At 70.9% G+C, this 24624-nt stretch carries 16 protein-coding genes; 9 read left to right on the forward strand and 7 right to left on the reverse strand.

Annotated elements, in window-relative coordinates:
* Positions 1-8 precede the first annotated feature (8 nt).
* The 3 genes from IGS68_RS03070 to IGS68_RS03080 all read left to right on the forward strand — a co-directional run bounded on the left by IGS68_RS03070 (position 9) and on the right by IGS68_RS03080 (position 5607).
* Complete coding sequence (locus IGS68_RS03070; RefSeq protein WP_201077229.1) at positions 9-3233, forward strand: glycosyltransferase family 4 protein; 3225 nt, start codon at positions 9-11, stop codon at positions 3231-3233.
* A gap of 362 nt (positions 3234-3595) precedes the next feature.
* Positions 3596-4576 (forward strand): GDP-mannose 4,6-dehydratase, encoded by a 981-nt coding sequence (gene gmd, locus IGS68_RS03075; protein ID WP_201077231.1) that lies wholly within the window; start codon positions 3596-3598, stop codon positions 4574-4576.
* 8 nt (positions 4577-4584) lie between these two features.
* Entirely contained in the window at positions 4585-5607 is a 1023-nt protein-coding gene (locus tag IGS68_RS03080) for a GDP-mannose 4,6-dehydratase (protein WP_201077233.1), read from the forward strand.
* 97 nt (positions 5608-5704) lie between these two features.
* Here IGS68_RS03080 and IGS68_RS03085 read toward each other — a convergent pair whose 3' ends face one another.
* Genes IGS68_RS03085 through IGS68_RS03095 form a run of 3 tightly spaced genes read right to left on the reverse strand, consistent with a single transcriptional unit; the run spans position 5705 to position 10164 of the window.
* Positions 5705-7126, reverse strand: a complete 1422-nt coding sequence (locus IGS68_RS03085; RefSeq protein ID WP_201077235.1) for a hypothetical protein — start codon at positions 7124-7126, stop codon at positions 5705-5707.
* Between the two features lie 34 nt (positions 7127-7160).
* On the reverse strand, positions 7161-8081 hold the full coding sequence (locus IGS68_RS03090) for an alpha/beta fold hydrolase (RefSeq protein ID WP_201077237.1): 921 nt from the start codon (positions 8079-8081) through the stop codon (positions 7161-7163).
* The gene (locus IGS68_RS03095) at positions 8062-10164 is read right to left on the reverse strand and encodes a hypothetical protein (RefSeq protein ID WP_201077239.1); all 2103 of its coding nucleotides are present in this window, start codon (positions 10162-10164) and stop codon (positions 8062-8064) included. Before IGS68_RS03095 ends, IGS68_RS03090 begins: the two co-directional genes overlap by 20 nt.
* A gap of 476 nt (positions 10165-10640) precedes the next feature.
* Here IGS68_RS03095 and IGS68_RS03100 point away from each other — a divergent pair, with 476 nt between their 5' ends.
* Positions 10641-13166 carry an autotransporter family protein gene (locus IGS68_RS03100; RefSeq protein WP_201077241.1) on the forward strand — a complete coding sequence of 842 codons (2526 nt, stop codon included), beginning with the start codon at positions 10641-10643 and terminating at the stop codon, positions 13164-13166.
* Between the two features lie 91 nt (positions 13167-13257).
* The gene (locus IGS68_RS03105; RefSeq protein ID WP_201077243.1) at positions 13258-15726 is read left to right on the forward strand and encodes a hypothetical protein; all 2469 of its coding nucleotides are present in this window, start codon (positions 13258-13260) and stop codon (positions 15724-15726) included.
* A gap of 8 nt (positions 15727-15734) precedes the next feature.
* Here the strand turns inward: IGS68_RS03105 and IGS68_RS03110 are convergent, their stop codons facing one another.
* Both IGS68_RS03110 and IGS68_RS03115 read right to left on the reverse strand, forming a co-directional pair.
* The gene (locus IGS68_RS03110; protein WP_201077245.1) at positions 15735-17378 is read right to left on the reverse strand and encodes a sulfatase-like hydrolase/transferase; all 1644 of its coding nucleotides are present in this window, start codon (positions 17376-17378) and stop codon (positions 15735-15737) included.
* Entirely contained in the window at positions 17353-18174 is an 822-nt protein-coding gene (locus IGS68_RS03115) for a VanZ family protein (protein WP_201077247.1), read from the reverse strand. The genes IGS68_RS03110 and IGS68_RS03115 overlap by 26 nt, the downstream gene beginning before the upstream one ends.
* A gap of 163 nt (positions 18175-18337) precedes the next feature.
* Between IGS68_RS03115 and IGS68_RS03120 the strand changes: the two genes are divergently transcribed.
* A complete protein-coding gene (locus tag IGS68_RS03120; protein ID WP_201077249.1) occupies positions 18338-19069 on the forward strand; it encodes a class I SAM-dependent methyltransferase in 732 nt (243 codons plus the stop codon).
* Between the two features lie 12 nt (positions 19070-19081).
* Positions 19082-19990 carry an NAD-dependent epimerase/dehydratase family protein gene (locus IGS68_RS03125; protein WP_201077250.1) on the forward strand — a complete coding sequence of 303 codons (909 nt, stop codon included), beginning with the start codon at positions 19082-19084 and terminating at the stop codon, positions 19988-19990.
* On the opposite strand, the gene IGS68_RS03130 is transcribed toward IGS68_RS03125, so the two are convergent.
* Both IGS68_RS03130 and IGS68_RS03135 read right to left on the reverse strand, forming a co-directional pair.
* Positions 19927-21009 carry a glycosyltransferase family 2 protein gene (locus IGS68_RS03130; protein ID WP_201077251.1) on the reverse strand — a complete coding sequence of 361 codons (1083 nt, stop codon included), beginning with the start codon at positions 21007-21009 and terminating at the stop codon, positions 19927-19929. The two genes, IGS68_RS03125 and IGS68_RS03130, sit on opposite strands and share 64 nt — an antisense overlap.
* A 57-nt stretch (positions 21010-21066) precedes the next feature.
* Positions 21067-22113, reverse strand: a complete 1047-nt coding sequence (locus tag IGS68_RS03135; protein WP_201077252.1) for a glycosyltransferase family 2 protein — start codon at positions 22111-22113, stop codon at positions 21067-21069.
* A gap of 426 nt (positions 22114-22539) precedes the next feature.
* Between IGS68_RS03135 and rfbB the strand changes: the two genes are divergently transcribed.
* Both rfbB and rfbD read left to right on the forward strand, forming a co-directional pair.
* Positions 22540-23625 (forward strand): dTDP-glucose 4,6-dehydratase, encoded by a 1086-nt coding sequence (rfbB, locus tag IGS68_RS03140; protein WP_201077253.1) that lies wholly within the window; start codon positions 22540-22542, stop codon positions 23623-23625.
* Positions 23622-24566: a dTDP-4-dehydrorhamnose reductase gene (rfbD, locus tag IGS68_RS03145; protein ID WP_247881152.1), complete on the forward strand. Its 945-nt coding sequence runs from the start codon at positions 23622-23624 to the stop codon at positions 24564-24566. Before rfbB ends, rfbD begins: the two co-directional genes overlap by 4 nt.
* Positions 24567-24624 lie beyond the last annotated feature (58 nt).

Here is a 24624-nt window from a genome sequence, read left to right on the forward strand (position 1 = left end):
AAGCCACCATGCGTATCGTCCTCGACCTGCAGTCCCGCCAATCGCCGAGCCGCGTCCGCGGCATCGGGCGCTATTCCCTGGCCCTGGCGCGCCACCTGGCGACGCTGGCCACCGGCCACGAGGTCATCGTCGCGCTGAACGGGGCGCTGCCCGACACGGTCGACGCGGTCCGCGCCGACCTGGACGGTTACGTCCCCGCGGAGCGGATCGTCACCTGGTCCCAGCCCGGCGGCGTCGGGTCCGTGACGGGGGACAGCCGCTGGCGCGCCCGGGCCGCGGAGCGGCTGCGCGAGCGGTTCCTCGAGTCGCTGCGGCCCGACGTCCTGCACGTGTCCAGCCTGTTCGAGGGGCTGGGCGACGATGTCACCACCTCCATCGGGGAGGTCGCCGCCGACCTGCCGACGGCGGTCACCCTGTACGACCTGATCCCGCTGGTCCGGCGCGACGTCTACCTGGCAAATCCCGCGGTCGCCGACTGGTACGAGCGCAAGCTGGCGTCGCTGCGGCGGGCCGACCTGTGGCTGGCGATCTCCGAGCATACGCGGCGGGAGGGGATCGAGCTGCTGGGCCTGCCGGAGGACCGGGTGCGGTCGATCTCGTCCGCGGTCGACCCGATGTTCCGCCCGGTCGAGCCGGCGGACGAGGCGGCGCTGCGGCGGCGCTACGGCCTGGAGAAGCCTTTCGTCCTGTATACGGCGACCATCGAGCCGCACAAGAACGTGGAAGGGCTGTTCACGGCCTACGGGAAACTGTCGCCGCAGCTGCGCCGGTCCCATCGGCTGGCCATCGTCTGCCGGATCGACGACCACAACCTGTCGCGGCTGAACGCCGCCGCCCGCCGGGCCGGCCTGCGCGAGGACGACTACGTCATCACCGGCTATGTCCCCGACGAGGATCTGCTGGCGCTCTATGGCATCTGCCGGCTCTACGTCTTCCCGTCGCTCCACGAGGGCTTCGGCCTGCCGGCCCTGGAGGCGATGGCCTGCGGCGCTCCCGTGATCGCGTCGGACTCGACGAGCCTGCCCGAGGTGGTCGGCCGCCCGGATGCCCTGTTCGACGCCGGATCGCCCGAGGCCATCGCGGGCGCCATGGAGCGGGCCCTGGGCGACGAAGGCTTCCTCGCGGACCTGCGCCGGCACGGCCTCGCCCGTGCGCGCCTGTTCAGCTGGGAGAGCACGGCGCGCAAGGCGCTCGACGCCTTCGAGGAGATGCACGACCGGCGCCGCGAAAGCTCCCGCGTCGCGGTGCGGGCACCGCTGCCGCGGCGGCCCCGGCTGGCCTTCGTCTGTCCGCTGAAGCCGGAAACGAACCGGTTCTCCCGCCATGGCGGCGCGATCCTGCCGGAACTGGCCCGCTACTACGACATCGAGTGCGTCGTTCGCCAGGACCTGGTCGAGGACGGCTTCGCCCGGTCGAACCTGCCGATCCGGTCCGCCTCGTGGTTCGCCGGGAACGGGGCGCGGTTCGACCGCGTGCTCTACCAGCTGGGGAACGATGCCGACCTTTATCCCTGGGTCTCGGACCTGCTCCGCCAGTGGCCCGGCACCGTAGCACTCCATGACGACCGCCTGGGCGACGCGCTGTCGCTCCTGCCGCCCGCGGAAGGGCGGCCCGATCCCTGGACGGCCGAGCTTTACCGCTCCCACGGCTGGACGGCGGTGGTCGAGCGCCTGCGGGCGGAGGACCCCGAAGCCGTCGTGGCGAAGTACCCGTGCCTCGGAGCGATCGTGGAGAGCGCGGCCGGGATCGTCCGGCCCGATCCGGACCGCAGCCCGGCCCGCATGGCCGAGCTGTATCGCGATGCGCTGGAGGAGCATGCCGGGAATTCCCGCATGGCGCGCCTGGACCGGCTGGCCGACGACGTCATGGCGATCTCCGCTCCCGACGCCCCCGGCCCGGAGGACTGGGAAAAGGTGCTGGCCTGCGCCGCCGAGAACCTGCCTTCGGCGGCGCCGGTCCGCCAGTTCCTGATCGACGTGTCGGAACTCGTGCAGCGCGACGCCGGCACCGGCATCCAGCGCGTCACGAAGAACATCACCCTGAAGCTCCTGGAGAACCCGCCGGCCGGCTTCCGGGTCGAGCCGGTCTTCGACGACGGCTCCGGGGTCTTCCGCTATGCCCGCGCGCTGACCGCGAAGCTGATCGGCATGCCCGGCAAGGGTCTCGGGGACGACCTGATCGATACCCGGCCGGGCGACGTTCTGCTGGGCCTGGACCTGGTGGCGCACCAGATCGCCGGCCGGCGGGAGGTTAACCGCCGCCTGCGCCACCGGGGCGTCCGCGTCTTCTACGTCGTCTACGACCTGCTTCCGGTCCTGCGCCCGCAATGGTTCCCGCCGTTCCCGCTGTTCCGCACCTGGCTGCGGACGATCTGCCGCGAAGCGGACGGGCTGGTCTGCATCTCGCGAGCGGTGGCGCAGCAGCTGCTGGACCACCTGCCGGAACTGGATGTCGAGCGGCCGACCCCGCTGAGGATCGGCCATTTCCATCTCGGCGCGGATATCGACACCGGGACGGGTGCGGTTTCGGACCAGGTGGCGTCCCTCCTGGAGCGCCCGACGCTCAAGTTCCTGGTGGTCGGCACGGTCGAGCCCAGGAAGGGGCACGCCCAGTGCCTCGCCGCCTTCGAGGAGCTGTGGGCCGCCGGCGCCGACATCGATCTCGTGCTGGTCGGCAAGCAGGGCTGGATGGTCGATGACCTGGCGGCCAGGATGCGCGGCCATGTCGAGGCCGGCAGGCGGCTCCACTGGCTCGACAAGGCCTCGGACGCCGATCTGAACGCGCTCTACGCGCAATGCACCGCGCTGCTCGGCATGTCGCAGGACGAGGGCTTCGGCCTGCCGCTGATCGAGGCCGCCAAGCACGGCCAGGCGATCATCGCGCGGGACATCCCGGTGTTCCGGGAGATCGCCGGCGATCATGCGACCTATTTTTCCGGGACGGAGGGGCATGATTTCGCGGAGGCGCTGTCCGCCTGGATCGAACGCCACCGTCGTGGCGACGTGCCGGATACCGGGAACATGCCCTGGCTGACCTGGGCGCGTTCGGCGGAACAGCTCGTGGAAGCCATTCTCCACGGCCGGTGGGATGCCACCTGGCGACCGCGTCCGGCCGATCCCCGGCGGCGGGCCGATGGCGAGGAGCATGGACGTTCGTCCGCCGACACCGACGGCGGAACGGCCGCGCCGCACGGCGGCGAGCGGGAGCCGTCCCGCCTGGCGCGGCGCGCCTGATCGCCGGCCGTGATTCGTCGCGACCGCCGTCGCGCCCCTTGTTGCGCGCCCGTCGGATTGACTATGATGGATCGATCGAAGGTCAGTCGGCGTCGCCTCTTCCCCGATGCGATGCCGCCGGGGCGAATCCCGCAGCGTTCGGCTGTCTGGCCGGTGCGGGTGCCCCGGTCGGCCTGATGCGTCGCATCCATCCGGTGGAAGCATGACGTACCAGGCACCTTGATATCGTGCCCATGGTATGACATTGACCGACTTAGACGATATCCGGCCTGGCGCGGGAAGATGATCTTGCTGATTTCAGCGATGTGGATTGTTTGGACGCCTCCTGTGGACGATGCCTTTTGTGATCAAGGGGAAAAGTAATGAAGCGCGCGTTGATTACTGGTGTTACTGGACAGGACGGAGCCTATCTGTCTGAACTTCTGCTCGGCAAAGGGTATGAAGTGTACGGCATGCTGCGGCGGAGCAGCTCGGCGGATGTGGTGGACGCGCGCCTGCGGTGGCTCGGGATCGAAAAGCACATCAGGTTCGTCGACGGCAACCTCACCGACCTTTCAGGGCTGATGCGGACCTTCAAGGACGTCCAGCCCGACGAGGTCTACAACCTCGCCGCCCAGTCCTTCGTCAAGTCGTCCTGGCAGCAGCCCCTCCTGACCGGCACCGTCACCGGCCTGGGCACGGCCAACGTGCTGGAGGCGGTTCGCCTGGAGTGCCCGACGGCCCGCTTCTACCAGGCCTCGTCGTCCGAGATGTACGGGCTCATCCAGGAACCCGTCCAGACGGAGACCACCCCTTTCTATCCGCGTTCGCCCTACGCGGCCGCCAAGCTCTACGCCCACTGGATGACGGTCAATTACCGGGAGAGCTTCAACCTGCATGCCAGCAGCGGCATCCTGTTCAACCATGAATCGCCGCTGCGCGGGATCGAGTTCGTGACCCGCAAGGTCACCGACGGCGTCGCCCGGATCAAGCTCGGCCTGGAGAAGGAGCTGCGCCTGGGCAACATCGACGCGAAGCGCGACTGGGGCCATTCCAAGGACTATGTCCGGGCCATGTGGATGATGCTCCAGCAGGACGAGCCCGACGATTACGTCATCGCCACCGGCCGCACGACGACGGTCCGCGACATGTGCACGATCGCGTTCGACCATGTCGGCCTGAAGGCCGAGGATCACATCGTGATCTGCCCCGATCTTTTCCGTCCGGCCGAGGTCGACGTCCTCCTGGGCGACTCGAGGAAGGCTCGGGAAAAGTTCGGCTGGGTCCCGGAAATCGGGCTCGAGGAAATGATCCGCGAAATGGTGGATGTCGATCTTGAGCGTGTCCGCCGGAACATGAAGTAGGACGCGCCGTGTCTTCGGAGGAAACGCCGCTCAAGGTGCTGGTGACGGGGGGGACCGGTTTCGTAGGCCGTCACCTGGTCGCCGCGCTGGACAGGACGCTGGCCGAAGGGAGCGAGATCGTCGTCGGCACCTCCCGGCCGGACACGGGGCGGCGGGACGGCGATCCGGCAGGCGCGGCGTTTCCGTTCGGCCGCGTTCCGGTCCGCCTGACAGGGATGGACGTCACCGACGCGGCGCAGGTAAGCGCCGTCGTCCGTGCCGAACAGCCGACCCATCTGGTGCATCTCGCGGCGATCGCGGCCGTGACGGCGGCCACCCGGGACCCCCGTTTCGCCTGGAGCGTCAATCTGGGCGGCACGTTGAACGTCGCGCTGGCGGTCGCCGACGAATGCCCGTCGTGCCGCATCCTGTTCAGCGGCAGTTCGGAAATCTACGGTGCCAGCTTCAAGGCCGGCGTACCCCTTGACGAGGGGGCGCTGCTGCAGCCGGCCAACCCCTATGCCGCCAGCAAGGCGGCGGCCGACCTGATGCTCGGGCAGATGGCGCTGCAGGGAGTCGCCGTCACCCGGGTCCGGCCGTTCAACCATACCGGCCCCGGCCAGGGCGAGCAGTTCGCCATCCCGTCCTTCGCCGCCCAGATCGCGCGGATCGAGCTTGGGCTGCAGGAGCCCGTCATCCGCGTCGGTTGGCTGGACGCCGTCCGGGACTTCCTCGATGTCGGCGACGTGGTCGACGGCTATGTCCGGATCATCCGGTCGGCCGACCGGCTGCCGCCCGGATGCATCATCAACCTTGCCTCGGGAACCGGCAGGCGGATCGGCGATCTGCTGGACAGGCTCGTGTCCATGTCGGCGGTGCCGATCGAGCTGGTACAGGATCCCGCCCGGTTACGCGCCAGCGATACGCCGATGGTCGTCGGCGACAGCAGCCGGGCCCGGGAACTGCTGGGCTGGGAACCGAAGCGCGACATGGACGATACCCTGCGTTCGGTTCTGGATTACTGGCGGGCGCACCTGGGCCGGAAGGACTGACCGGACCGGCCCTTGCAGCCCCCGGGGCCGACCCGGCCCCAGCCGCAAGCGGGCCGACCCGGCCCCAGCCGCAAGCTGGCCGACCCGGCCCCAGCCTTCAGCGGGCCGCGGTGGCGACCTGGCGGATCACGGACGCCAGCTGGTCGCGGGCCTTCTCCGCCATGGCCTTCCCGGCCGTGTCGCTCTCATGGATGAAGGTCGTGAAGATCCGTGCCCTGTTCATGTAATAGACATGGCGGAACTCCGTCGTCCGCTCCGGCAGGGCGCAGGCGGCCTCGCCGACCCGCAGGGTGATCTCGCGAAGCTGCTCGACCGGTCCCAGCGACGACCTGAATTCTCCTGAACAGCTGTTCTTCAGCACCTCGACATAGGACTCGGTCAATTCCGCAAGGCCGCGGTTGTCGATGATGCTGACTTCGCGGATTCCGCCGAACACCTGGCCGTACTTCCAGGCGAACGTCGCCGGCCTCTGGTCGGGCGCGACCCGTTCCAGAGAAACCGGGACGATCCCGGCCATGCCGGCGGCGGAAAGCAGGTTGACCAGCGCGTCGGGCAGGGCGGGACCCAGGAGCGGCGGAGCGGCGGCCGGCGCGGGGGCGGGGTCCGGAGCGGTCCCCGCGGACGGCGCCGGCATGGAGGCGACGTTCGCCGCAGTGGGCTGGCCGATGGTGGGCTGGCCGATGGTGGGCTGGCCGATGGTGGGCTGGCCGATGGTGGGTTCGCCGACGGGGGACGGAACCGGCTGGGGCACCGCTTCCGAAGCCCTGCCGTCGCCGGGCGTCGGCGGCGTGGCCGTCGCGGCGGTCCCGGGCGGCTCGGCGGGCGGCTCCGCCTGGGCCGCGGCCGGTGCGGGCTCGTGTATCGGGGGCGCCGCTTCCGCCGGGACGGGAACCTCGGGCGCGCCGGCGGCCGGGCCGGAAGGCGGGGCCGGCGGTGCCTCGGCGATCGTCAGAGGTTTCGCCGCCGTCCTGCCGTCCGACTGGACGCAGGCGTTCAGGTTGGACAGCGCGGTGCCGCTGCCGCGCAGGCTGAGCGACAGCTTCACGTCCGGATTGTCGATGGTCAGCGTGTTCCCGCGGCGGATCGCCTCGAAGAAGGAGGCGTCCTTGCCGAGCGAGACCGCCAGGGCGGACGGTCTGGTGACCAGTCCCGATCCCTGCCGCGTGCCGCGCTGGTCGATCGTCAGCTTCGTCGGCAGCAGGGATTTCGGGCTCAGCCTGGATTCGGGCAGGCCGATGATCACGACGACCTCGTCGGCCTTGTTCTTCGCGATCAGTAGGGCATGCCCGTTGTCGTACCGGGTGCCCGCCGCGCAATAATCGAACTCGCCGCCTTCCCGGGACACGGCGGTGACCGCCCAGTCCTCGGCCGGGAGCGAGACCGCGGCGGTCCTTTTCGCGGCGGATTTTTCGGCAGCCTTCTCGGCCGCCGCCTTCTCGACGGCTCGCGCGGAACCCGCCGGCAGGGCGGGGCCGAGCGCCAGTCCCAGGCCGACGGTCCACAGCATCCAGTGGTTCATGACGATTTTCCCAGATGTCATCGCTGTTCACATGTCATCGAATCGGGGCCGGCCGGGGCGGCGCGGCCGTACAGTCCGGAATCTCCCGGAGCGCCGCCGGCCACTCCTCCAGCCATCCCTTGTCGTGGCTGGCGCCGGCGACCTGCAGGATGCGCAGGCAGGCGTCGGGCGCCGCGCGCCGGGCGTAGCTGTCGGCGACCAGCCGGGGCACGACGCCGTCCCGCGCGCCGACCAGGTGCAGCTGCGGCAAGGCGCCCAGGCCGCGCGCCGAGTCGGACGGATCGAGCGACCCGGACAGCGGCGAGATCCGATGGTGGGCGGTCCACGCCGCCGTGGCGAGGTTACCCGCGACGCTGACCACGGCGGCCACGTCGGACCGCCGGGCCGCCAGCAGGACGACGGCGCCGCCGCCGCCCGAATAGCCGATCAGCACGAGCCGGCGGGGAGACGCCGGAACCGCCCGGTCGATGGCGCCGTCCAGCGCCGCTATCACCGGCTCGGCGAGGCGGCGCGAGGTCCAGAACGCCGGTTCGCACGAGTCGCGGGAGCCCGCCGGCCGGAACTGGCATGGCCGCCCGAGGTACAGGACGTTGGGTCCGCCGTCCCGCGCGGCGAGCCGCAACGCCACGGGATTGAGCGGAGTCGGATCCGACGACGGGTCGGAGGGCGACGACCAGGCATAGCCGTCGCCCTCCACATAGACGTGGACGGGGCCGCCCGGGTCGTCGAAGCGCGACCAGGCGGCGATGTCGAACCCGCCGGAACGCAGGGTGGACCGGGCCAGCCGGCCTTCCGCGGCGATTCCGGCCGCGGCCGATCCGCGCTCGGCCGGGCTGGCCGTGCAGCCGGCGGCGAGAAGCGACGCCAGGAGGAGCGCCAGCCCGCGGCGCCCCAGCGGCATCCGCGGCGGCCGGCCGGGCGCGCCGGCGGCGCGCTCAGTCGCGGCGCAGTTCATGGAGCCTGTCCCGGATCTCGGGTGTCAGGGGAATGACCCGCTCGACGCCCGCGTCCACCGCGCGCAGCAGCCGGGCCTGTCCCAGGTTTCCCCACTCGGCGGTCGGCGCCATGGCGACGCCGGTGAACCACAGGGCGACGGGATCGTCGGGGTTGCGCAGCAGCAGCTCGTTGCCGACGCGGATCGCGACCGGGCCGTTGTTCGACGTCACCAGCAGGTCGAGGAAGGGGACGGACAGGTCGACCCGGCCGGGCAGCTGGTCGAGCAGGGCGAACAGCTTCTGGCTCCAGGCGGGGACCTCCCACTCGCGCAGGCGGTCGAGCCGGGGATCGCCCATCTTGGTCGCCAGCTCGTCCCGCATGATCAGAGTCAGCGACTTCAGCCGGGTGCTCGACGGCAGGTCGGCGACGTGGCGGTCCACCGCCCGGAGCAGGGTCTCGAACCAGAAGACCTCGCTTTCCGTCAGCGGCTGGCCGTTCTGGCCCTTTGCGGCCAGTTCGTGCGTAAGGTCCAGCGCGATCCACCACAGGTGCGAGCCGCCCTGGCCGCGGTCCCACAGCAGGAACGGCGGGGCGTCGGACGCCGGCGGCCGGCCGGACCTGATCACGGCGAGCAGCCGGTCCGAGTCGGCGGCGACCCGGATCGCGAGGGCCGATCCGGCGGCGAGGGTCACGGCGACGATCAGGGCGATGCCGGCGGCCAGGCGGCGCGTCATCGCGGTGCCGGACGGGCTCCGCCGCCTCACGCCGCCGGCGGTCGCGGCGAAGGCGACCGCCTGGAAGGGAACCGCGACCGGCAGGGTGAACCAAGCCGCCAGGAGTCCGGCGATCGCCACCCACACGGCGCACAGCAGCGCGCGGGAACGGCGGCGGGCGCACAGGATCGCCATGACCGGCAGGGCCGCCATCAGGACGCCGCCGGGCAGTCCCGCCGACAGGGTCGCCTCCAGATAGGTATTGTGGGTGTGGAAGGCGCCGCCGCCGGTATTCCCCAGGGACTGCTGCCAGGTCTCGGTGACCGCGCGGACGTCGCGCACCCGGTTCAGGAAGCTGTAGAGGACGTCGTTGAACGAGCCCCAGCCGGCCCCGTGCACCAGCAGCATCGGGTCGGACCGGAGCGCCTCGAACGCCACCAGGATCATCTCGGTGCGCGACAGCGGCGACTCGAGCCCCTGCGCGGTGCCGAGCCAGTACATTCCCGCCGGGACCGCCACGGTCAGGGCGAGAGCCGCCACGGCGGCGAGGACGCGCCAGGAACGCCCGGTCCCGATCGCCCGGGCCAGGATCAGCATGGCGGGGATCGCCGCCGCCGCGATGCCGATCGCGGTCTTGTTCTGCGACGTCGCGACGATCGCGCCGCCGAGCGCCAGGGCGGCCGCCATCCGGAGGGGGTCGGGGCCGGACAGCGCGGGGCCGGCGAGCCGCCCGAGTCGGCGGGCCAGCGGCGCCGGCCACCGGAGGCTCTTGTCGCTCGCCACGATAACTATCACGGACAGTCCCAGCAGCGCCGCGAACTCCGGCCAGACCACGGGGCGCCAGGGCGAGCCGATCGGCTCGCTGACATTGAGGGCCAGCAGGATGACGCCGGAGACCGCCGCCGAGCCGACGATGGCCTGACGGACCCGCCGGCGCTGCCACACCGCCAGGGTCAGCGCCGTCAGGACGGCGAGGGACGCGTACCACAGGACCCCTTCGCCGGTCTGCGGCGGTCCCATCGCCGACCGCACCGGGAGCGGCGCCGCCAGCGACGCCGCGGCCGACCAGAGTGCCAGGGCGGAGATCGCCAGGGTCAGGGGGTGGGTGAGGGCGGCCGTCACCGGGTAACGCAGGGCGGCCATGAGAGCGAGGCACAGTGTCGCGGCGGCCGCGCAGGCGAACAGCGCCGCGATCACCGGCTCCGACTGGTACCACACGCCGAACGCGAAGGGCTTCAGCGCGGGCACGAAGATGAAGAACGACGCCGACACGATCGCTCCGCCCGTGGCCGTCAGCCAGGACGGCGCCGCGCCGGCGGATCGTTCCGCCGGTACCGCGGCGGGGCTCACGGTCGAAGGCCCGTCCGATACGGGGGAATTGGCTGGCACCCGGATTATCCTCTCAGCGGCCCCTGCGGGGCCTTTCATGACGCGGGCCATGCCGCCGACGCGGGGCGGTGCCCGGACCCTGCCCGGCCGCCGTCACGGACGGGGCGCGATCGGACCCGGCGGGATTCCGCGAGGGCTGCTTGGCCGAGCGCCACTATCAGGGCGAGTATTTAATGTTGCCTTAACGCTGATAAGGTCGAATTGGGGCAACAGGCGGCATCGCCCATACGGTATGCGGGGCGGCGCATATCCCGATAATCGACAGCCGGTGTGTCCCCGGCGCCATAAATCCGAACAAGCGCATTACGACGCACGTGATACGATTATCGGTACTTGATCCTTCTCCGAAGATTGTTTACTCATGGCAGCACGCAGTTCGAAATTTGCAGAACTTTGCCGCATTCGCCGCAGGGGGCACATTTATGTTGATCAATAGACGTCATAGGCAGCAGGCGGTACTGCTTGCAACCACATCGGTGTTCGCGTTCAGCGCCGTATTCTCGGGCGTCGGCAGCGCCTATGCTCAAGTCCGTTCGGCCACGCCGGTCGCGACGGTCAGGACGGCCACCAACGTCGCCGCCAACGAGACGATCGTCGGAACGGCGGACAAGCCCGTGGCGATCGAACTGATCGGCGGCGGCTCGGTCGAGAACAGGGGCACCATCCGCGGCTTCGCGAACAGCTCCGCCATCGTCGTCACCGGCGTCGCCTCCGCCGCGACCAAGATCGACAACTACGGGACGATCGAGGCGAGCAAGACCCCCGGCAACACGGCGCGCGACGTCGCCGCTATTTATCTCGCCAGCCGGGCCGACATCATCAACCGTCCGACGGGCGTGATCCGGGGCACGGGCGGCGCCGACGGCATCATCGTCGCGACCGACGTCGCCAACGGGAACGTGGGCGGATCGACGATCACCAACGAAGGGCTGATCTCCAGCGACAGCGGCAACGCGATCTCCGTCTACGGGGCGATGCGCAGCATCACCAACAGCGGCACGATCATCTCCCAGACCGGCACCGCCATCTATCTCGGCGCGAACGGCTCGATCTCCGACGGGATCACCAACAGCGGCACGATCCAGGGCGGCCCGAACGACGGCTCCGGCATGGCGATCGACGCCTCGCTCAGCTCGGCCCGCCTGGTCGTCGCCAACTCCGGCACGATCGTCGGCAAGGTCGTGTTCGGGTCGGGCAACGACGAGCTGCGCCTGCTCGGCGGCAGCATCACCGGCAACGTCATCGGCGGCGCCGGCACCAACGTTGTGAACGCGCTGAGCGGGACCTCCACGCTCAACGGCAGCGTCACGGGCTTCAGCGCCTTCAACATCGCCTCGGGCGCCAAGGTCAACCAGAACGGTTCGATCACCGCGACGACGGTGACCAACTCCGGCACCCTGGACGTCGGCAGCGCCACGCGCACCATCACCGGCAACTACGTCCAGACCTCGACCGGCACCCTGGCCGTCACGATCACCGACGCCGCCCAGGGCCAGCTCTCGGTCAGCGGAACGGCCAGCGTGGATGGCAAGATCGCGCCGAACACCGGTTCGCGGACTACCGCGGTCGCTCCCGGCACGTCCCTGACGGTCCTCGAATCGACCGGTACGCTGACCCTCGCGTCGACGGCCGGCGTCGACAACACCAATGCGATCGAAAAGTTCGTACTGTCCCAGTCGGGCAACCAGCTCCGGATCACCCGCGAAGCCGGCATCTCTCCCAACGCGCCGGTCCAGAAGGCGATCGACGCGATCAAGTCCGGCGCCGTCTCGACCGGCGGCAACGCCTCGGTCACTTCGACCACCGTCGCTCTCGAAAGGGCGCTCACCAGGATCGTGGACCTGCCCGGCGGCTTGTCCCAGCGGATCGCCACCATCGGCACGACGAATCAGCTCGGCAGAATCCTGTCCGTCTTCCAGAGCTCGACGGCCACGATCAACGGCAGGCCGGTCCAGCTGTCCCAGCCCCAAATCACCGACATCGTCAACCAGTTCGTCAGGGAGATCACGCCCGATTTCAGCATCTCCGCGACGGGCGCCACCGTCACCAACGCGATCGGGGCGGCGTCCACGACCACGGTCAACACCCGTCTCGCGTCCATGCGCGGAGCGGACAGCCAGACCGGCATGGCCGCCGGTGACATGGTCGGCCGCGGCATCGAGATGTGGGCCCAGCCCTACCTGTCCACTTTCACGCAGGACCTGAAGGACGGCGTTTCCGGCTTCCAGGCCGACAGCCGCGGCCTGACGATCGGTGCGGACACGGTGGTCGCCGACAACCTGCGCGTCGGCTTGGCGGTCGGCTATGCGAACATCGACATCGACGGCAAGAACGCTTCCGTCGGCGACACGTCGGAAATCGACAGCTACCAGGCGACCCTGTACGCCAGCTACAACCCGGCCCCGTGGTACATGGACGTCCAGTTGGGCTACGGCTTCAACAAGAACGACCAGACCCGCAGGTTCAGCGTCACCCAGCCCTCCAGCGGCTTCTCCTCGATCGAGAACCTGACGGCGGACTTCGACTCCTCCGCCTACCGGGCCCGCGTCGGCGGCGGTCTGACGAAGAGCTTCAACGGCTTCGAACTGACGCCCAACCTGTTCCTGCAGTACACCTACTCCGATACCGACTCCTACAAGGAGACGGGTAACAACGGCGTGTCGATGGCCTCCTCGGACAACACGTCGTTCCAGGCCGGCATCGGCTTGCGGATCGCCTATCCCGTGGCGATCGAAGGCGGGCGCCTGATCCCCGAACTGCGCATCGGCTACACGCGTGAGTTCAACGACGACGCTCCGTCCAACAACTTCACCATGGTCAACCTTCCCGAGCTCGCCTCGACGATCAAGGGCGCCAAGCCGAGCCAGGACATCTACAATGTCGGCGTCGGCCTGACCTTCCTGTCGAACGACAAGCTGACCATCTCCGGCAACTACGACTACCAGGGCACCGACTCGAGCGACGGCCACGTCGGCTACCTGCGCCTCCGCTACAAGTTCTGATGCGGACGCTCATCTGAGCAGCGGCAGGGGCTCCATCCTCCGGGATGGAGCCCCTGTTGCTTTGTAAGCCCAGCATCGAGGTGATGTGCCCATGACCGGCATCAGGTCCGATGGGACCGGAGCGCTCGTCCTGCTCTCCGGCGCGCTGCGGCTCGGAGCGCTGGCCGCCGCCGTCCTGCTGTCCCTCCCGGCCCTCGCGCAACCCTGGGACGAGGCTGCCTCGCGGGAGCGCCTGGAGCGGGCCGCGCTCGCGAAAGCCGCCGGCATCGACGCGCTCCTTGTCCCGGCCAACCTTCTTGAAACCGAAGCGTTCGACGTTCCGGACGGTGTCCAGCCCCTGCTGGCGGACCTGCTTCGAAGGCCGATCGAGACGGCGACCGGCGGCGCCGATCTCGCCGACCGGGTCATCCGGCGGCTGGGACTGGAGAATGCCGCGGACATGCTGGGATCGTGGGGCCGCCGCGACGCCGCCGGACCCGGGCGATCCGGACTCCGGGAGCGACTCGCGGACTATGGACGGACCGTGACGGACCTGCTGGCGGAGCTTCCCGAAGCGCCCGCCTGCTGCGACGTCCCTGCCATCCTCGCCGATCTCCACGCCGGCGGGCCGGGGGCCGCCACCCTGGCGGCCGTGGGAGGCGCCGCGACCGGCGAGGCCGCCCGGCGACTCGCCCCGCGACTCGCCGCCGCCCTGGCGACGCTGGTCGGCGACGTGGCCGGGCTGCCGGCCGAAGCGGCCGGCGGCGGCTTCGTCCTGGACGGCGCCGAAGGGCGCATCCTGGTCGGCGGGACCGGCGACGACCGCCACCGGATCGAGCCCGGCACGATCCTGGTCGTCGATACCGGCGGCAACGACACTTACGACTTTATCGCTCCCGTGACGGGCAGCCACTTGACGATCATCGACCTCGAGGGCGACGACCGCTATCTGGGCGACCCCCTCGCGATCCGGTCGTTCGTCGCCCTCGCGGACCTCGACGGGGACGACATCCACGAGGGCGGCGTCGGCACCCAGGCCGCCGCCCTCGGGGGTGTCGCCCTCCTGATCGACCGCGCCGGCAACGACCGCTACGTCGCGGAAGGCTTCGGGCAGGCAGCCGCGGCCCTGGGAGCAGCCGTGCTGATCGACGGGGCCGGGGACGACTCGCGCGGGATCGGCGACCGCGGGCAGGCATTCGGGCAGGTCGGGGGAACGGCGCTCCTGTGGGACCTCGGCGGCAACGATCTCAACCGCGCGGCCGGGCCGCCCGACACCGTCGGCCGCGACGGGCGGCTCAGCCAGGCCCAGGGCATGGGGACCGGGATCAGGGCCAGCCACGGGGGCGGCATCGGCATCCTGCGGGACGATTCGGGGGACGACGGCTACGAGCTGGAGATGTTCGGCCAGGGTGCCGGCTACTTCACCGGGATCGGCGTGCTGGCGGACGGGGCGGGGAACGACCGCTACCAGGGGGTCCGCTACGTCCAGGGCGCCGGGGTCCATGGCGGGATCGGACTGCTGGCGGACCGGGGCGGGAACGACGCCTATGCCGCCCGCCACGGCGTCGGGCAGGGCATGGGCCTGGACATGGCGCTGGGCGCCCTGGTGGACGGCGCCGGCGACGACGCCTACGAGGCCGGCAGCCTGGCCCAGGGGGCCGGCACGGCGAACGGCACCGGGGTCCTGCTGGACGGCGGGGGCGCCGACCGCTTCTCCCTCGCTGCCGAAGGCTGGGGGCGCGACCATGCCGCGCGCGGCCTGCCGGGGGTCTCTTTCCTGGTCGGTGCCGGCCCGGAGGACCGCTTCCTGCGGAACGGTGAGGCCGTGGCGGCCGACCTCGGCCGTGCCGACGGGCCGGCCGGCGGTCCGCCCTACCGGGTCGACCCTCCCGGCGACTATGCTTGTCCCGCGGCCGCGCCGCCCGCCCCGGCCCCCGGCGAGGGGGAGGACCTGACGGCGCTGATCCGGCGCAGCGCCCCGATGCGGGGCGACGGGGACGAGGCGCTGGCGGCGTGGGCCGCCCTCGGCGGGCTGCTTCCCGGCGGACTGCCGGCCCTGCTCCGGGCGGTGCCCGACCGGGACTTCGCGACCGGCTTCGCCCTCCTGCAGGCGGTCCGCTGCCATCTGCTGGATGCCGGCCCGGAGTACCGGGCGGCGGTCTGGGCCGGGGTGCTGGAGGACCTGGATGCCCGCCGTCCCGTCAGCCAGCCCTGGCTTCACGCCCGCCTCGCCGGGCTCGCAAGGCCGGCGGATGGCGAATCGGTCCGGGCGGGAGCCGAACGGCTGGCGGCGCATCCCGCCTGCTCGGCCCAGGTCGGCGCCGTGGAGCTGGCAGGCGGCACCGTCGCGGCGGAGAAGGCGGTGCCGGCGTGGCTGGCGGATCTGCTTTCCGCCATGCTCCGCGACCTTCGCGAGCGTCCCGCCGAATCCCGCTGCCTGCGCCTCGCCGCCGCGATCCTGCGCCTCGCCGACCGGATCGGCGATCCCGCCCTCAAGGAACGGGCCGCGGATCTGGCCGCGGTCCTGCCGCCCTTCCTGGCCGATTCCGCGATCCGCGCCTCCCTCCGGCCGCCGCCCTGAGGAGGCGCCTATGGAACGGGGGTCATGACCAGCCAGTCGCTCCACCGGTCGCCGCGGCCCGCCGGGCCGACGCGCATCCGGACCTTGCCGTAGGGCAGGATGAAGGTCTTCCAATAGGCGGCGTCGACCGGCCCGAACTCCCGCAGGACTCCCTTGACCTCCAGTTCCCCCTTCAGGCTGAGCAGGCCCTCGCCGGCCTCGTACTGGATGACATAGTCTGACGACGGCTCGCCGGTCCATTCCATGCGGAAGCCCCCGGACACCTGCTGGTGGGCCACGGTGCCGCTGGCCGCCGGCACCCGCCAGACCGGCGCCGCGCCGTCGCCGGCGGGGCTGGCGGCCGACGGCCTGACGATCCGGCGGGCCGCGAAGGCCGATTCGAGCGGCGCCGACAGCCGCGCCACCGTATCGGGGTGCAGGGAGGCGACGTCGTCCAGTTCCCCGGGGTCCGAGCGGAGGTCGTAGAGCCGGCGGGAAACCACCGCGCCGTCGCGGTGGTCGAGGTGCAGCTTCCATCCGCCCTCGGCGATGGCCGTGCGATAGTCGCGGACCGCGTCCGGGTCGGGTTCCTGGAAACCGGCCCTGCTGGTCAGCGCCATCCAGGGCCGGCCGGGGGCGATCGGGCCGGCCAGGAGGTCGCGCCCCGCCAGCGGCAGCTCCGCCGCGACTCCCAGCCGCCCCATAACCGTCGGCATGATGTCCAGATGGTCGGTCGCCGCCTCGACGACACGCCCGCCCGGGTCGCTCCGCCCGCCGCTCCCGGGCACCCAGAGGAACAGGGGGATCCGGGTCACCTCCTCATGGAGGTGCCCGTCATGGGTGGTCGAGGCGTGGCCGACATGGCCGCGTTCCAGGTGCTCGTCGCCATGGTCGGCGGTCACCACCAGGATGGTGTCCCGGTCTAGCCCGCTGGCCTTGAAGAAGCTCCAGAACCGGCCGAACCAGGCATCGAATTCCCGGTAGGCCCCCGCGTGGAGGGCGGCGATCGCGGGGCGGTCGGCCGGCTCGAAGGCGACCGTGCCGGTCCGGATGGTCGGCCGGGTCATCACGGCGTCCATGCGCTCCCGGGCGGCCTGGTCGCCGGCGGGCAGCAGGGCCTCCAGGTCCGGCATGAAGGCGGCGGACGGCCGGTAGGGCAGGTGGGTCGGCAGGTAATGGTACCACAGGACGAACGGCGTCGCGGCGCCGGCCTGGCGTTCCAGCCAGGGCACCGGCTCCTCGCCCGGTTCGATCGCCAGTCCCAGGCCCCGGAAGGTGTCGATCTGCATGAAGCTCTGCAGCCCGGTCACCCGCCATCCGGCGTCCGACAGCGTCTCCAGCGGCACTTTCCACTCCGGCGGCACGGCCTGGCGCTGGGCGTGGACCCCCTGCGCGAACGGGTCGGTCCCGGTCAGCACCGAGATCACGTTGGGCGCCGTCCAGGCCGAGATGGTCCGGTGGCCGGTGAACCGGATGCCCGATTCGGCGGCCGCGAGCAGGTTCGGCGTGACGTCCGGCCGCACGAAGTCGGCGCGGAAGCTCTCCACGGTCAGGATCACGACGTTCAGCCGCTTCGGCTGTCCATGCCGAAGCCACGCGGCATAGCCGGCCGCCCCCAGCGCCAGGGCGAGGACGGCGACGGCGAGGCTAATTGAAAACGAGCGGCGCGACATGGGGCATCACCGGGTAAAGGGCCAGGGGAAGGGTGATCCAGGCGAACGCCGTGGCGGCGTGCCGGACCGCCGGGCTCGCCGCCGCAGCGCGGCCCGCCGCCAGCAGGGCCAGGCCGGTTGCCACGACGGGCAGCCCGAGCCAGACCGGCGGCGGAGTCCCGCGATGATCGACCAGGTGCAGCACCAGGAACAGGACGGCGCAGGCCAGCGCCGCGGCCGCCGCCCCGGTCCGGCGGTCCGGGCGGAACGGCACCGCCGGCCCCGTCCACAGCCCGATGCCGGCGGCCAGCAGGGCTCCGGCCGCCCCCGACACGCCGTTCACCGCCATGTCGCGCAAACCGTAGGTCCGGTTCGGATGGAGACCCTGGAGCATCTCGTCATGGATGCCGAAAAGCAGGGTGAACAGCACGGCGGTGCCGGTCAGGGCGCCGCCGCCGACATGGTCGGACAGCGCCCTGCGCAGGACCAGCGCCAGCAGCAGATATTGCGGCACATGGATGCGCTTGGCCGGAAAGGCGGGGTCGGTGATCAGCAGCCCGAAGGCGATCAGGGCCGCGGCGGCGATGAGGGCGCCGGGCCGCAGCCCGATCCGGCCGCGCCCGCGGACCAGCCACGGGACGCAGCCCAGGGCGCCCAGAAGCGCCGCGAAGGGGACCAGGCCGGCACGCTCGCCGCCGAGGAAGCCGACCAGCATTCCCCAGATTTCGAAGGTATTGACATAGAGGACGACGAGCAGCGCGGCGGCGGGGTAAAGGTGCCGCCCTGCCGGGACCGTCCGGGGAGAGTCAGTTGTCATATCCGAGTATTCGACAAGACCGAAATCAATTAACCCCTCGTTCATGAAAACAGGGGTAACTGCCCAAAGCAATGCCGGATGGTTTAAAGTCCAGCCGCCCGGCACTCAACAGGATCTTTGTGACGATTTGCGGGCGTCCGTCCATGACGATATACCGATTTCCATGTCCTATGCCGAACTGACCTATCGTTCGCACAATCCGCTGAAGCGCCTCGTCCAGAGCCATCGCTACCATGCGATGCTCGGGCAGGTGGCACCGGGCGGCGACATCCGCGTGCTGGACTACGGATGCGGCGACGGCTTCTTCCTCAGCCTGCTCCAGGAGCGGGGAGTCGGGCCGGACCGTCTGACCGGCTACGAGCCCTTCGCGTCCATGGCCGCCCAGTTTAGGGCCACCCAGTTCGGGGCCGCCCGGATCGGAGTGGAGGGGCGTCCCCGGCTGGTGGAACACGCGTCGGGACTCGACGGCCTGGCGGGGGAGCGGTTCTCCCATATCTTCTGCATGGAGGTGCTGGAGCATCTGGACGATCCTGACCTGGCGGAGGCGCTCGACCGGATCGCCGCGCTCGCCGGCCCCGCGACCCGGGTCATCGTGACGGTCCCGTCGGAACTGGGGCCGGCGGGCGCGGTCAAATGCCTCTTCCGGGCCATGGCGGGAACGGAACGGGTCGATTCCGGAACCGTTCGCTCCGTGCTGGCGGGGCGGCCGCCGTCCCGTGTGGTCAGCGAGACGCCCGACGGGCGCTATATCTACTCCCATATCGGCTTCGACCATCGGCGGGTGGAAGCCGAACTGGCGCGGCGGTTCCGGGTCGAGCGGCGGTTCGGCATACCGTTCCGGTTCCTGCCCCTGTCGGTCAACAACGAGGTCGCCTTCATCTGCCGCCTATGCTGAGGAGACGCCGCCATGGATGATCCGGAGATTTCCCCCGCCGCCCCGCCGGTTCTGGTGCTCGGCGCGAGCAGCCTCGTCGGGCCGTACCTGCTCGACCGGCTCGCCGCCCGCGGGCGCACCGGCACATGCGCCGGGAGGCGCCCTCCGCCGGGCGGAACCATGGCTGCCCCGGGTTTCCCCTGGCTCCGGCTGGACGTGGCCGATCCTGCCGGCTGGGCGGCGGAGCCGGGCGCCGCCGTGCTATCGCTGATGCCGATGTGGCTCCTGCCGCCGCTCCTGCCCCGCCTCGCCGGCGCGGCGCAGATCGTGGCGCTCGGCTCGACCAGCGTGCTGGCCAAGTCCGGCAGCGCCGACCCGGAGGAGCGCGCGGTGGCGCAGCGCCTCGCCGAGGCCGAGAGCGGGATCGCGGCGTTCTGCGCCCGGGCCGGCATTCCCTGGACCATCCTGCGCCCGACGCTGATCCATGACGGGCTCCGCGACGCCAACGTGACCGCCATCGCGCGCTTCGTCCTGCGGTTCGGCTTTTTTCCCGTCGGCATGCCGGCCCGCGGCCTGCGCCAGCCGATCCATGCCGACGACGTCGCCGGCGCCCTCGTGGCGGCGCTCGGCAACGGGCTCGTGGCGGGACGGTCGATCGACCTGCCGGGCGGCGAGACCCTGACCTATCGCGAGATGGTCCGGCGCATCTTCGTGGCGCTCGACCGGCCGGTCCGCATCGTGCCGCTGCCCGCCGGCCTGCTCGCCCGGGGCATCTCCGTGGCCCGCCGGGTGACCGGGGTGGCCTACAGCCCGGCGCTGTTCGCGCGGATGAACCAGGATCTGGCGTTCGACGGGGGCGACGCGGCGCGGCTGCTGGGCTATGCCGCCCAGCCTTTCCGACCCCGCTTCTCGGCCTCGCCGCCGGACTCGGCCGCCCGCTGAGCCGGCCGCCCGAACCGCAGCAGCCCGGCGATCCCGCGGACGGCGCTCCTCCGGGCCAGGCTGGACAGGCGCAGCAGGAAATATCCCCAGACCAGGAGATTGACGAACCCCAGGAAGAAGCCGGGATACAGCCCGGTGAAGTTCTTGCGGAAATACCGGGTGAAGCCGCGCGCCTTGCACCACTCGATCCGGACGACGGAGGCGTCGCTCGTGCTCTTGTAATGCATCAGGCTGACTTGCGGGACGAACAGGACCGCGCCTCCCCTGCGGGACATCGCGAAGCACAGGTCCAGGTCCTCCACGTGGAGGAAGTAGCGCTCGTCCATGCCGCCCAGCGCCAGGAAGTCCTCCAGGAGCATCAGCATGCAGGCGCCGCTGACCGCGGGAACCGCGGTGACCTTCTCCGGCAGCGGCTGGTCGTGCTGGTTCAGCCGCCGGAAATACGGATGGTTGGGGGCCATCCGGTCCAGCCGCAAGGCTTCCACGAGGGTCAGCCAGGGCGTCGGCAACTCGCGCCGGGAGCCGCGCTGGTCGGTTCCGTCGGGATTGACGATCCGGCATCCCGCGACCCAGGGCCGGGGCGCCGTCCCCGTCAGGCGGATCAGCTCGCCGAGCGCCCCGGGCTGGAGCACGCAGTCGGGGTTCAGCAGCAGCAGGTACTCGCCGCGGGCCCCGCGGGCTCCCAGGTTGCAGGCGGCGGCATAGCCGATGTTGCCGTGGCCGGTGACCACCCGGAGCCGCGGGTCCTGCGCGGCGCGGGCCACCAGCGCGGCGGTCACGGCCGCGGGATTGCCGTTGTCCACCAGGACCAGTTCGATCCCGACGTCCTGCGACAGGACGGCCGCGATCGCCTCGTCCAGGACCGGGCCGGTGTGATAGCTGACCATGACGATCGTGACGCCCGGCCGGCCCTGCCGCGCCGGGCGCGGAGCATCCTTTTCGGGCCCCGCCGCGTCGGGATTGTCGTCAGGCCCCGCCGGCCGCCGCCGCTTCGAATCGAGATAAACGATCTTGTTCATTCAAATGGACCTTCATGTATCAATAGCGTGCCGGGATCCGGGAAATTCCGGTGGAAATCACTTCATCGGGGCATCCGGCAGCGGGCCGGCGGCCCGGCGGGACGGGCCGTCCAGGGGACGGGCGCGCCGGGCCAGGAGCCCCGTGACGGACCAATCGACCGCGCGCGCCACGCCGGCGGCGGACAGCCGGCGCCGGGCCTGGATCGCGCGCCGCTCGGCCAGGACCGGTCCGATATGGCGGACCGCGTCGCGCAGGCCGCGCAGCATCGGCCCGCCCTGGCCCAGGACCGCGCCCCTGGCCAGCATCAGGCCGTTCACCGCGAGGTGGACGGGAAGCAGCCCGATCAGCAGCGGGGCCGGCATGTTCTTGACGAACATCCAGACCCGGTTGCGGGTGCCGTGGTACGTGGCGAAGCCGCTGCGCCGGCCGGTGATCGCCGAGCCGACATGGAGGACCCGCGCGGAGGCGACCTGGACGCAGCGCTCGCCCGCCAGGCGCAGCCGGAATCCCAGGTCCACGTCCTCGCAATAGCAGAAGAACCCCTCGTCGAACCCTCCCGCCGCCAGGAAGGCGTCGCGGCGGTACAGGGCCGCGGCGGCGCAAGGCGCGAAGACTTCGCCTTCCGGGGGCAGCTCCGACACCGGCGCGCCGTGATGTCCGCGCCAGACCAGGCCGCTGGCATGATAGACGTCGCCGGCGCCGTCGAGCCGGCCGGGGGACTCGGCGTCGATCTGCGTCGACCCGAACATCGCGACGTCGGGATGCCGGACGGTCGCGTCCGCCAGGGCCTCCAGCCACCGCGGCTCGGGGAAGGCGTCGGGGTTGAGCAGCGCGATCCAGGGCTCCCGCGTCAGGCCGGCCGCCAGGTTGTTGGCCGCCGCGAAGCCGAGATTGGCTCCCGGCGCGATCAGCCGGACCCGCCCCGCGAGCGGGCCGGACAGGGTCTCCAGGAAGGCGGCGGAGCCGTCGGTCGAGAGATTGTCCACGACGACCACGTCGCGCGGCAGCACGGTCTGGGCCGCGAGGCTGTCGATGCAGCGGCTCAGCAGGGCGCCGCCGTTGTGGTTGACGACGATGACGCAGACGGGAGCTTCGGTCGTCACGGTGAAGGGGCCTCGCTTCCGCCGTTTTGCTGGTCGCGGGAAGAGTTACTACGGAAGATTTATTCTAAAGGGGTAATAGGCGCTATAACAACACCAAAATCCGCATATCGCCGGGACATCTTCCAGCCGGCGCGGATGGGGCGTCGGCCGGCGTCCCGCGTCGGTGGTAAAATTACCCCGGTATGAAAAGAGGCTCCCGCACCGGATGTGCCCGCTCCCGCGAGGGTGGCAAATCGTAGTTAACGAACGGTTCACACTTTAGTGGTAACCAGTCTATGCCTTCCGGCGGAGCGTCCTCCGCCGAACGTTGGGGACAGGGCGATGCCAGCGACGATCCCGGTATTCTTGCCGCACCGCGTGACCGGTTCTTAATCCCGTCATGACAATCATGGGGAAGCTTCACCAACCAGGATCCGGAACAGAGCCATGAAGATCATCATCACCGGTGCCGCAGGCTTCATCGGTTCGGCCGTCGCGCGGCATCTCCTGCGGGACACGAACGCGTCGATCGTGTGCCTGGACAAGATGACCTACGCGGCCCATCCCGATACCCTGGCGCCGATCATCGACGGGGCGCGCGCGGTTTTCGAGCCGGTGGACATCTGCGACCGGGCCGAGGTCGAGCGCGTGTTCCGGGAACACCGGCCCGACGCGGTCATGCACCTGGCGGCCGAAAGCCATGTCGACCGGTCGATCGAGATCCCCGGCGTCTTCATCGAGACCAACGTGGTCGGCACCTACGTGCTGCTCGAGGCGGCGCGCCGCCACTGGTCGGACCTGACGGGGGAGCGGCGCGACGGCTTCCGGTTCCACCATGTCTCCACCGACGAGGTCTACGGCTCGCTGGGGCCGACCGGCAAGTTCACCGAGGAGACGCCCTACGCGCCCAGTTCGCCCTATTCGGCGAGCAAGGCCTCGGCCGACCATATCGTCCAGGCCTGGCACCATACCCACGGCCTTCCGGTCGTCATGAGCAACTGCTCGAACAACTACGGCCCCTACCAGTTTCCCGAGAAGCTGATCCCGCTGATGATCCTCAACGCGCTGGAGGGCAAGCCGCTGCCGGTCTACGGCGCCGGGGCCAATGTCCGCGACTGGCTGTACGTCGAGGACCACGCGGCGGCGCTGGTGCGGATCCTCACCGCGGGACGGGTAGGGCAGAAATACAATGTCGGCGGCGATGCCGAGCGCAGCAATCTCGATGTCGTGCACGCCATCTGCGACACGCTCGACGCGATGCTGCCGCGCGAGCGGCCCCGCCGCGACCTGATCACCCATGTGGCCGACCGGCCGGGCCATGATCTCCGCTACGCGATCGACGCGACGAAGATCCGCCGCGAACTGGGATGGGAACCGTCGGTGACCTTCGAGGCCGGCCTGCGCCGGACCATCGAATGGTACCTGGACAACCGGTCCTGGTGGCAGCCGCTCCGCTCCGCCGTCTATGGCGGGCAGCGCCTCGGTCTCGGCGCCCTCGAAACCACCCGCACGCTGGAGGTTGTCGCCTCGTGACGAAGACCATCGAAAATTCCGCATCTCCCAGGACGCTGCTGGTGTTCGGCCACCACGGGCAGGTCGCGACGGCGCTTCGCGAAGCGGTTCCGCCCGACGGCTGGAGCATCCGGACGATCGGCCGCGACGGCGTCGACATCGTCGACCGCGCGGGCGTCGAGCGGGTCGTCCGGGAGAGCGGCGCCGCGCTGGTGATCAATGCCGCCGCCTATACCGCCGTCGACCGCGCCGAGATCGAGCCCGACCAGGCCTTCGCGGTCAACCGCGACGGCGCGGCCCATGTCGCGCTGGCCTGCGCCCGGGCCGGCCTGCCGCTGATCCATCTCTCGACCGACTATGTCTTCGACGGCAAGGCGGCCGGCCACGCCTACCGCGAGACCGACCCGGTGAACCCGCTCAGCGCCTACGGCGTCAGCAAGGCCGCCGGCGAGCAGGCGGTGCGGGCGGTCGGCGCCCGCCACGCGATCGTCCGGACGTCCTGGGTCTACGGCCCGCACGGCCACAACTTCGTCCGGACCATGCTGCGCCTGGGCGACGAGCGGCCGGAACTGGGCATCGTGGACGACCAGGTCGGCTGCCCGACCGCGGCCGCCGACATCGCCGACGCCCTGATCGCCATGTCGGCCCGCATCCTGGCGGAGCCGGCCCCCGCGGAGGCGGGGCTGTTCGGCACCTTCCATTTCGCCGGGGCGGCGCGCATGACCTGGTACCGCTTCGCCCGCGAGGTCTTCTCGCTTGCCGCCCGCCACGGGCGCGGCACCCCGGGGCTGCGGCCGATCGCGTCGCAGGACTATCCCACCCCGGCGGTGCGCCCGGCCAATTCCGTGCTCGACTGCTCCCGCCTGGCGGCGGCCTACGGCATCGTCAGCCCGCCGCTCCGCTCCAGCCTGGAAACCTGCGTCGCCCGCCTGTGCGAGGCCCGGATGGAAGTGGCCGCCTGACCGTGTCCGGAAAGCGCGCGTTCCGCGCGTCCTGGGCGGCGGGACGCCGCCCCTCCGG

Origin of the sequence: Skermanella sp. TT6, assembly GCF_016653635.2 — a bacterium.
In the GTDB taxonomy this organism is placed as follows: Bacteria; Pseudomonadota; Alphaproteobacteria; order Azospirillales; family Azospirillaceae; genus Skermanella; species Skermanella cutis.

Coding starts and splice junctions, on each gene's coding strand:
- IGS68_RS03070 (WP_201077229.1), top strand. CDS start 9: ATGCGTATCGTCCTCGACCTGCAGTCCCGCCAATCGCCGAGCCGCGTC.
- gmd (WP_201077231.1), top strand. CDS start 3,596: ATGAAGCGCGCGTTGATTACTGGTGTTACTGGACAGGACGGAGCCTAT.
- IGS68_RS03085 (WP_201077235.1), bottom strand. CDS start 7,126: ATGAACCACTGGATGCTGTGGACCGTCGGCCTGGGACTGGCGCTCGGC.
- IGS68_RS03090 (WP_201077237.1), bottom strand. CDS start 8,081: ATGAACTGCGCCGCGACTGAGCGCGCCGCCGGCGCGCCCGGCCGGCCG.
- IGS68_RS03105 (WP_201077243.1), top strand. CDS start 13,258: ATGACCGGCATCAGGTCCGATGGGACCGGAGCGCTCGTCCTGCTCTCC.
- IGS68_RS03110 (WP_201077245.1), bottom strand. CDS start 17,378: ATGTCGCGCCGCTCGTTTTCAATTAGCCTCGCCGTCGCCGTCCTCGCC.
- IGS68_RS03115 (WP_201077247.1), bottom strand. CDS start 18,174: ATGACAACTGACTCTCCCCGGACGGTCCCGGCAGGGCGGCACCTTTAC.
- IGS68_RS03120 (WP_201077249.1), top strand. CDS start 18,338: ATGTCCTATGCCGAACTGACCTATCGTTCGCACAATCCGCTGAAGCGC.
- IGS68_RS03125 (WP_201077250.1), top strand. CDS start 19,082: ATGGATGATCCGGAGATTTCCCCCGCCGCCCCGCCGGTTCTGGTGCTC.
- IGS68_RS03130 (WP_201077251.1), bottom strand. CDS start 21,009: ATGAACAAGATCGTTTATCTCGATTCGAAGCGGCGGCGGCCGGCGGGG.
- rfbB (WP_201077253.1), top strand. CDS start 22,540: ATGAAGATCATCATCACCGGTGCCGCAGGCTTCATCGGTTCGGCCGTC.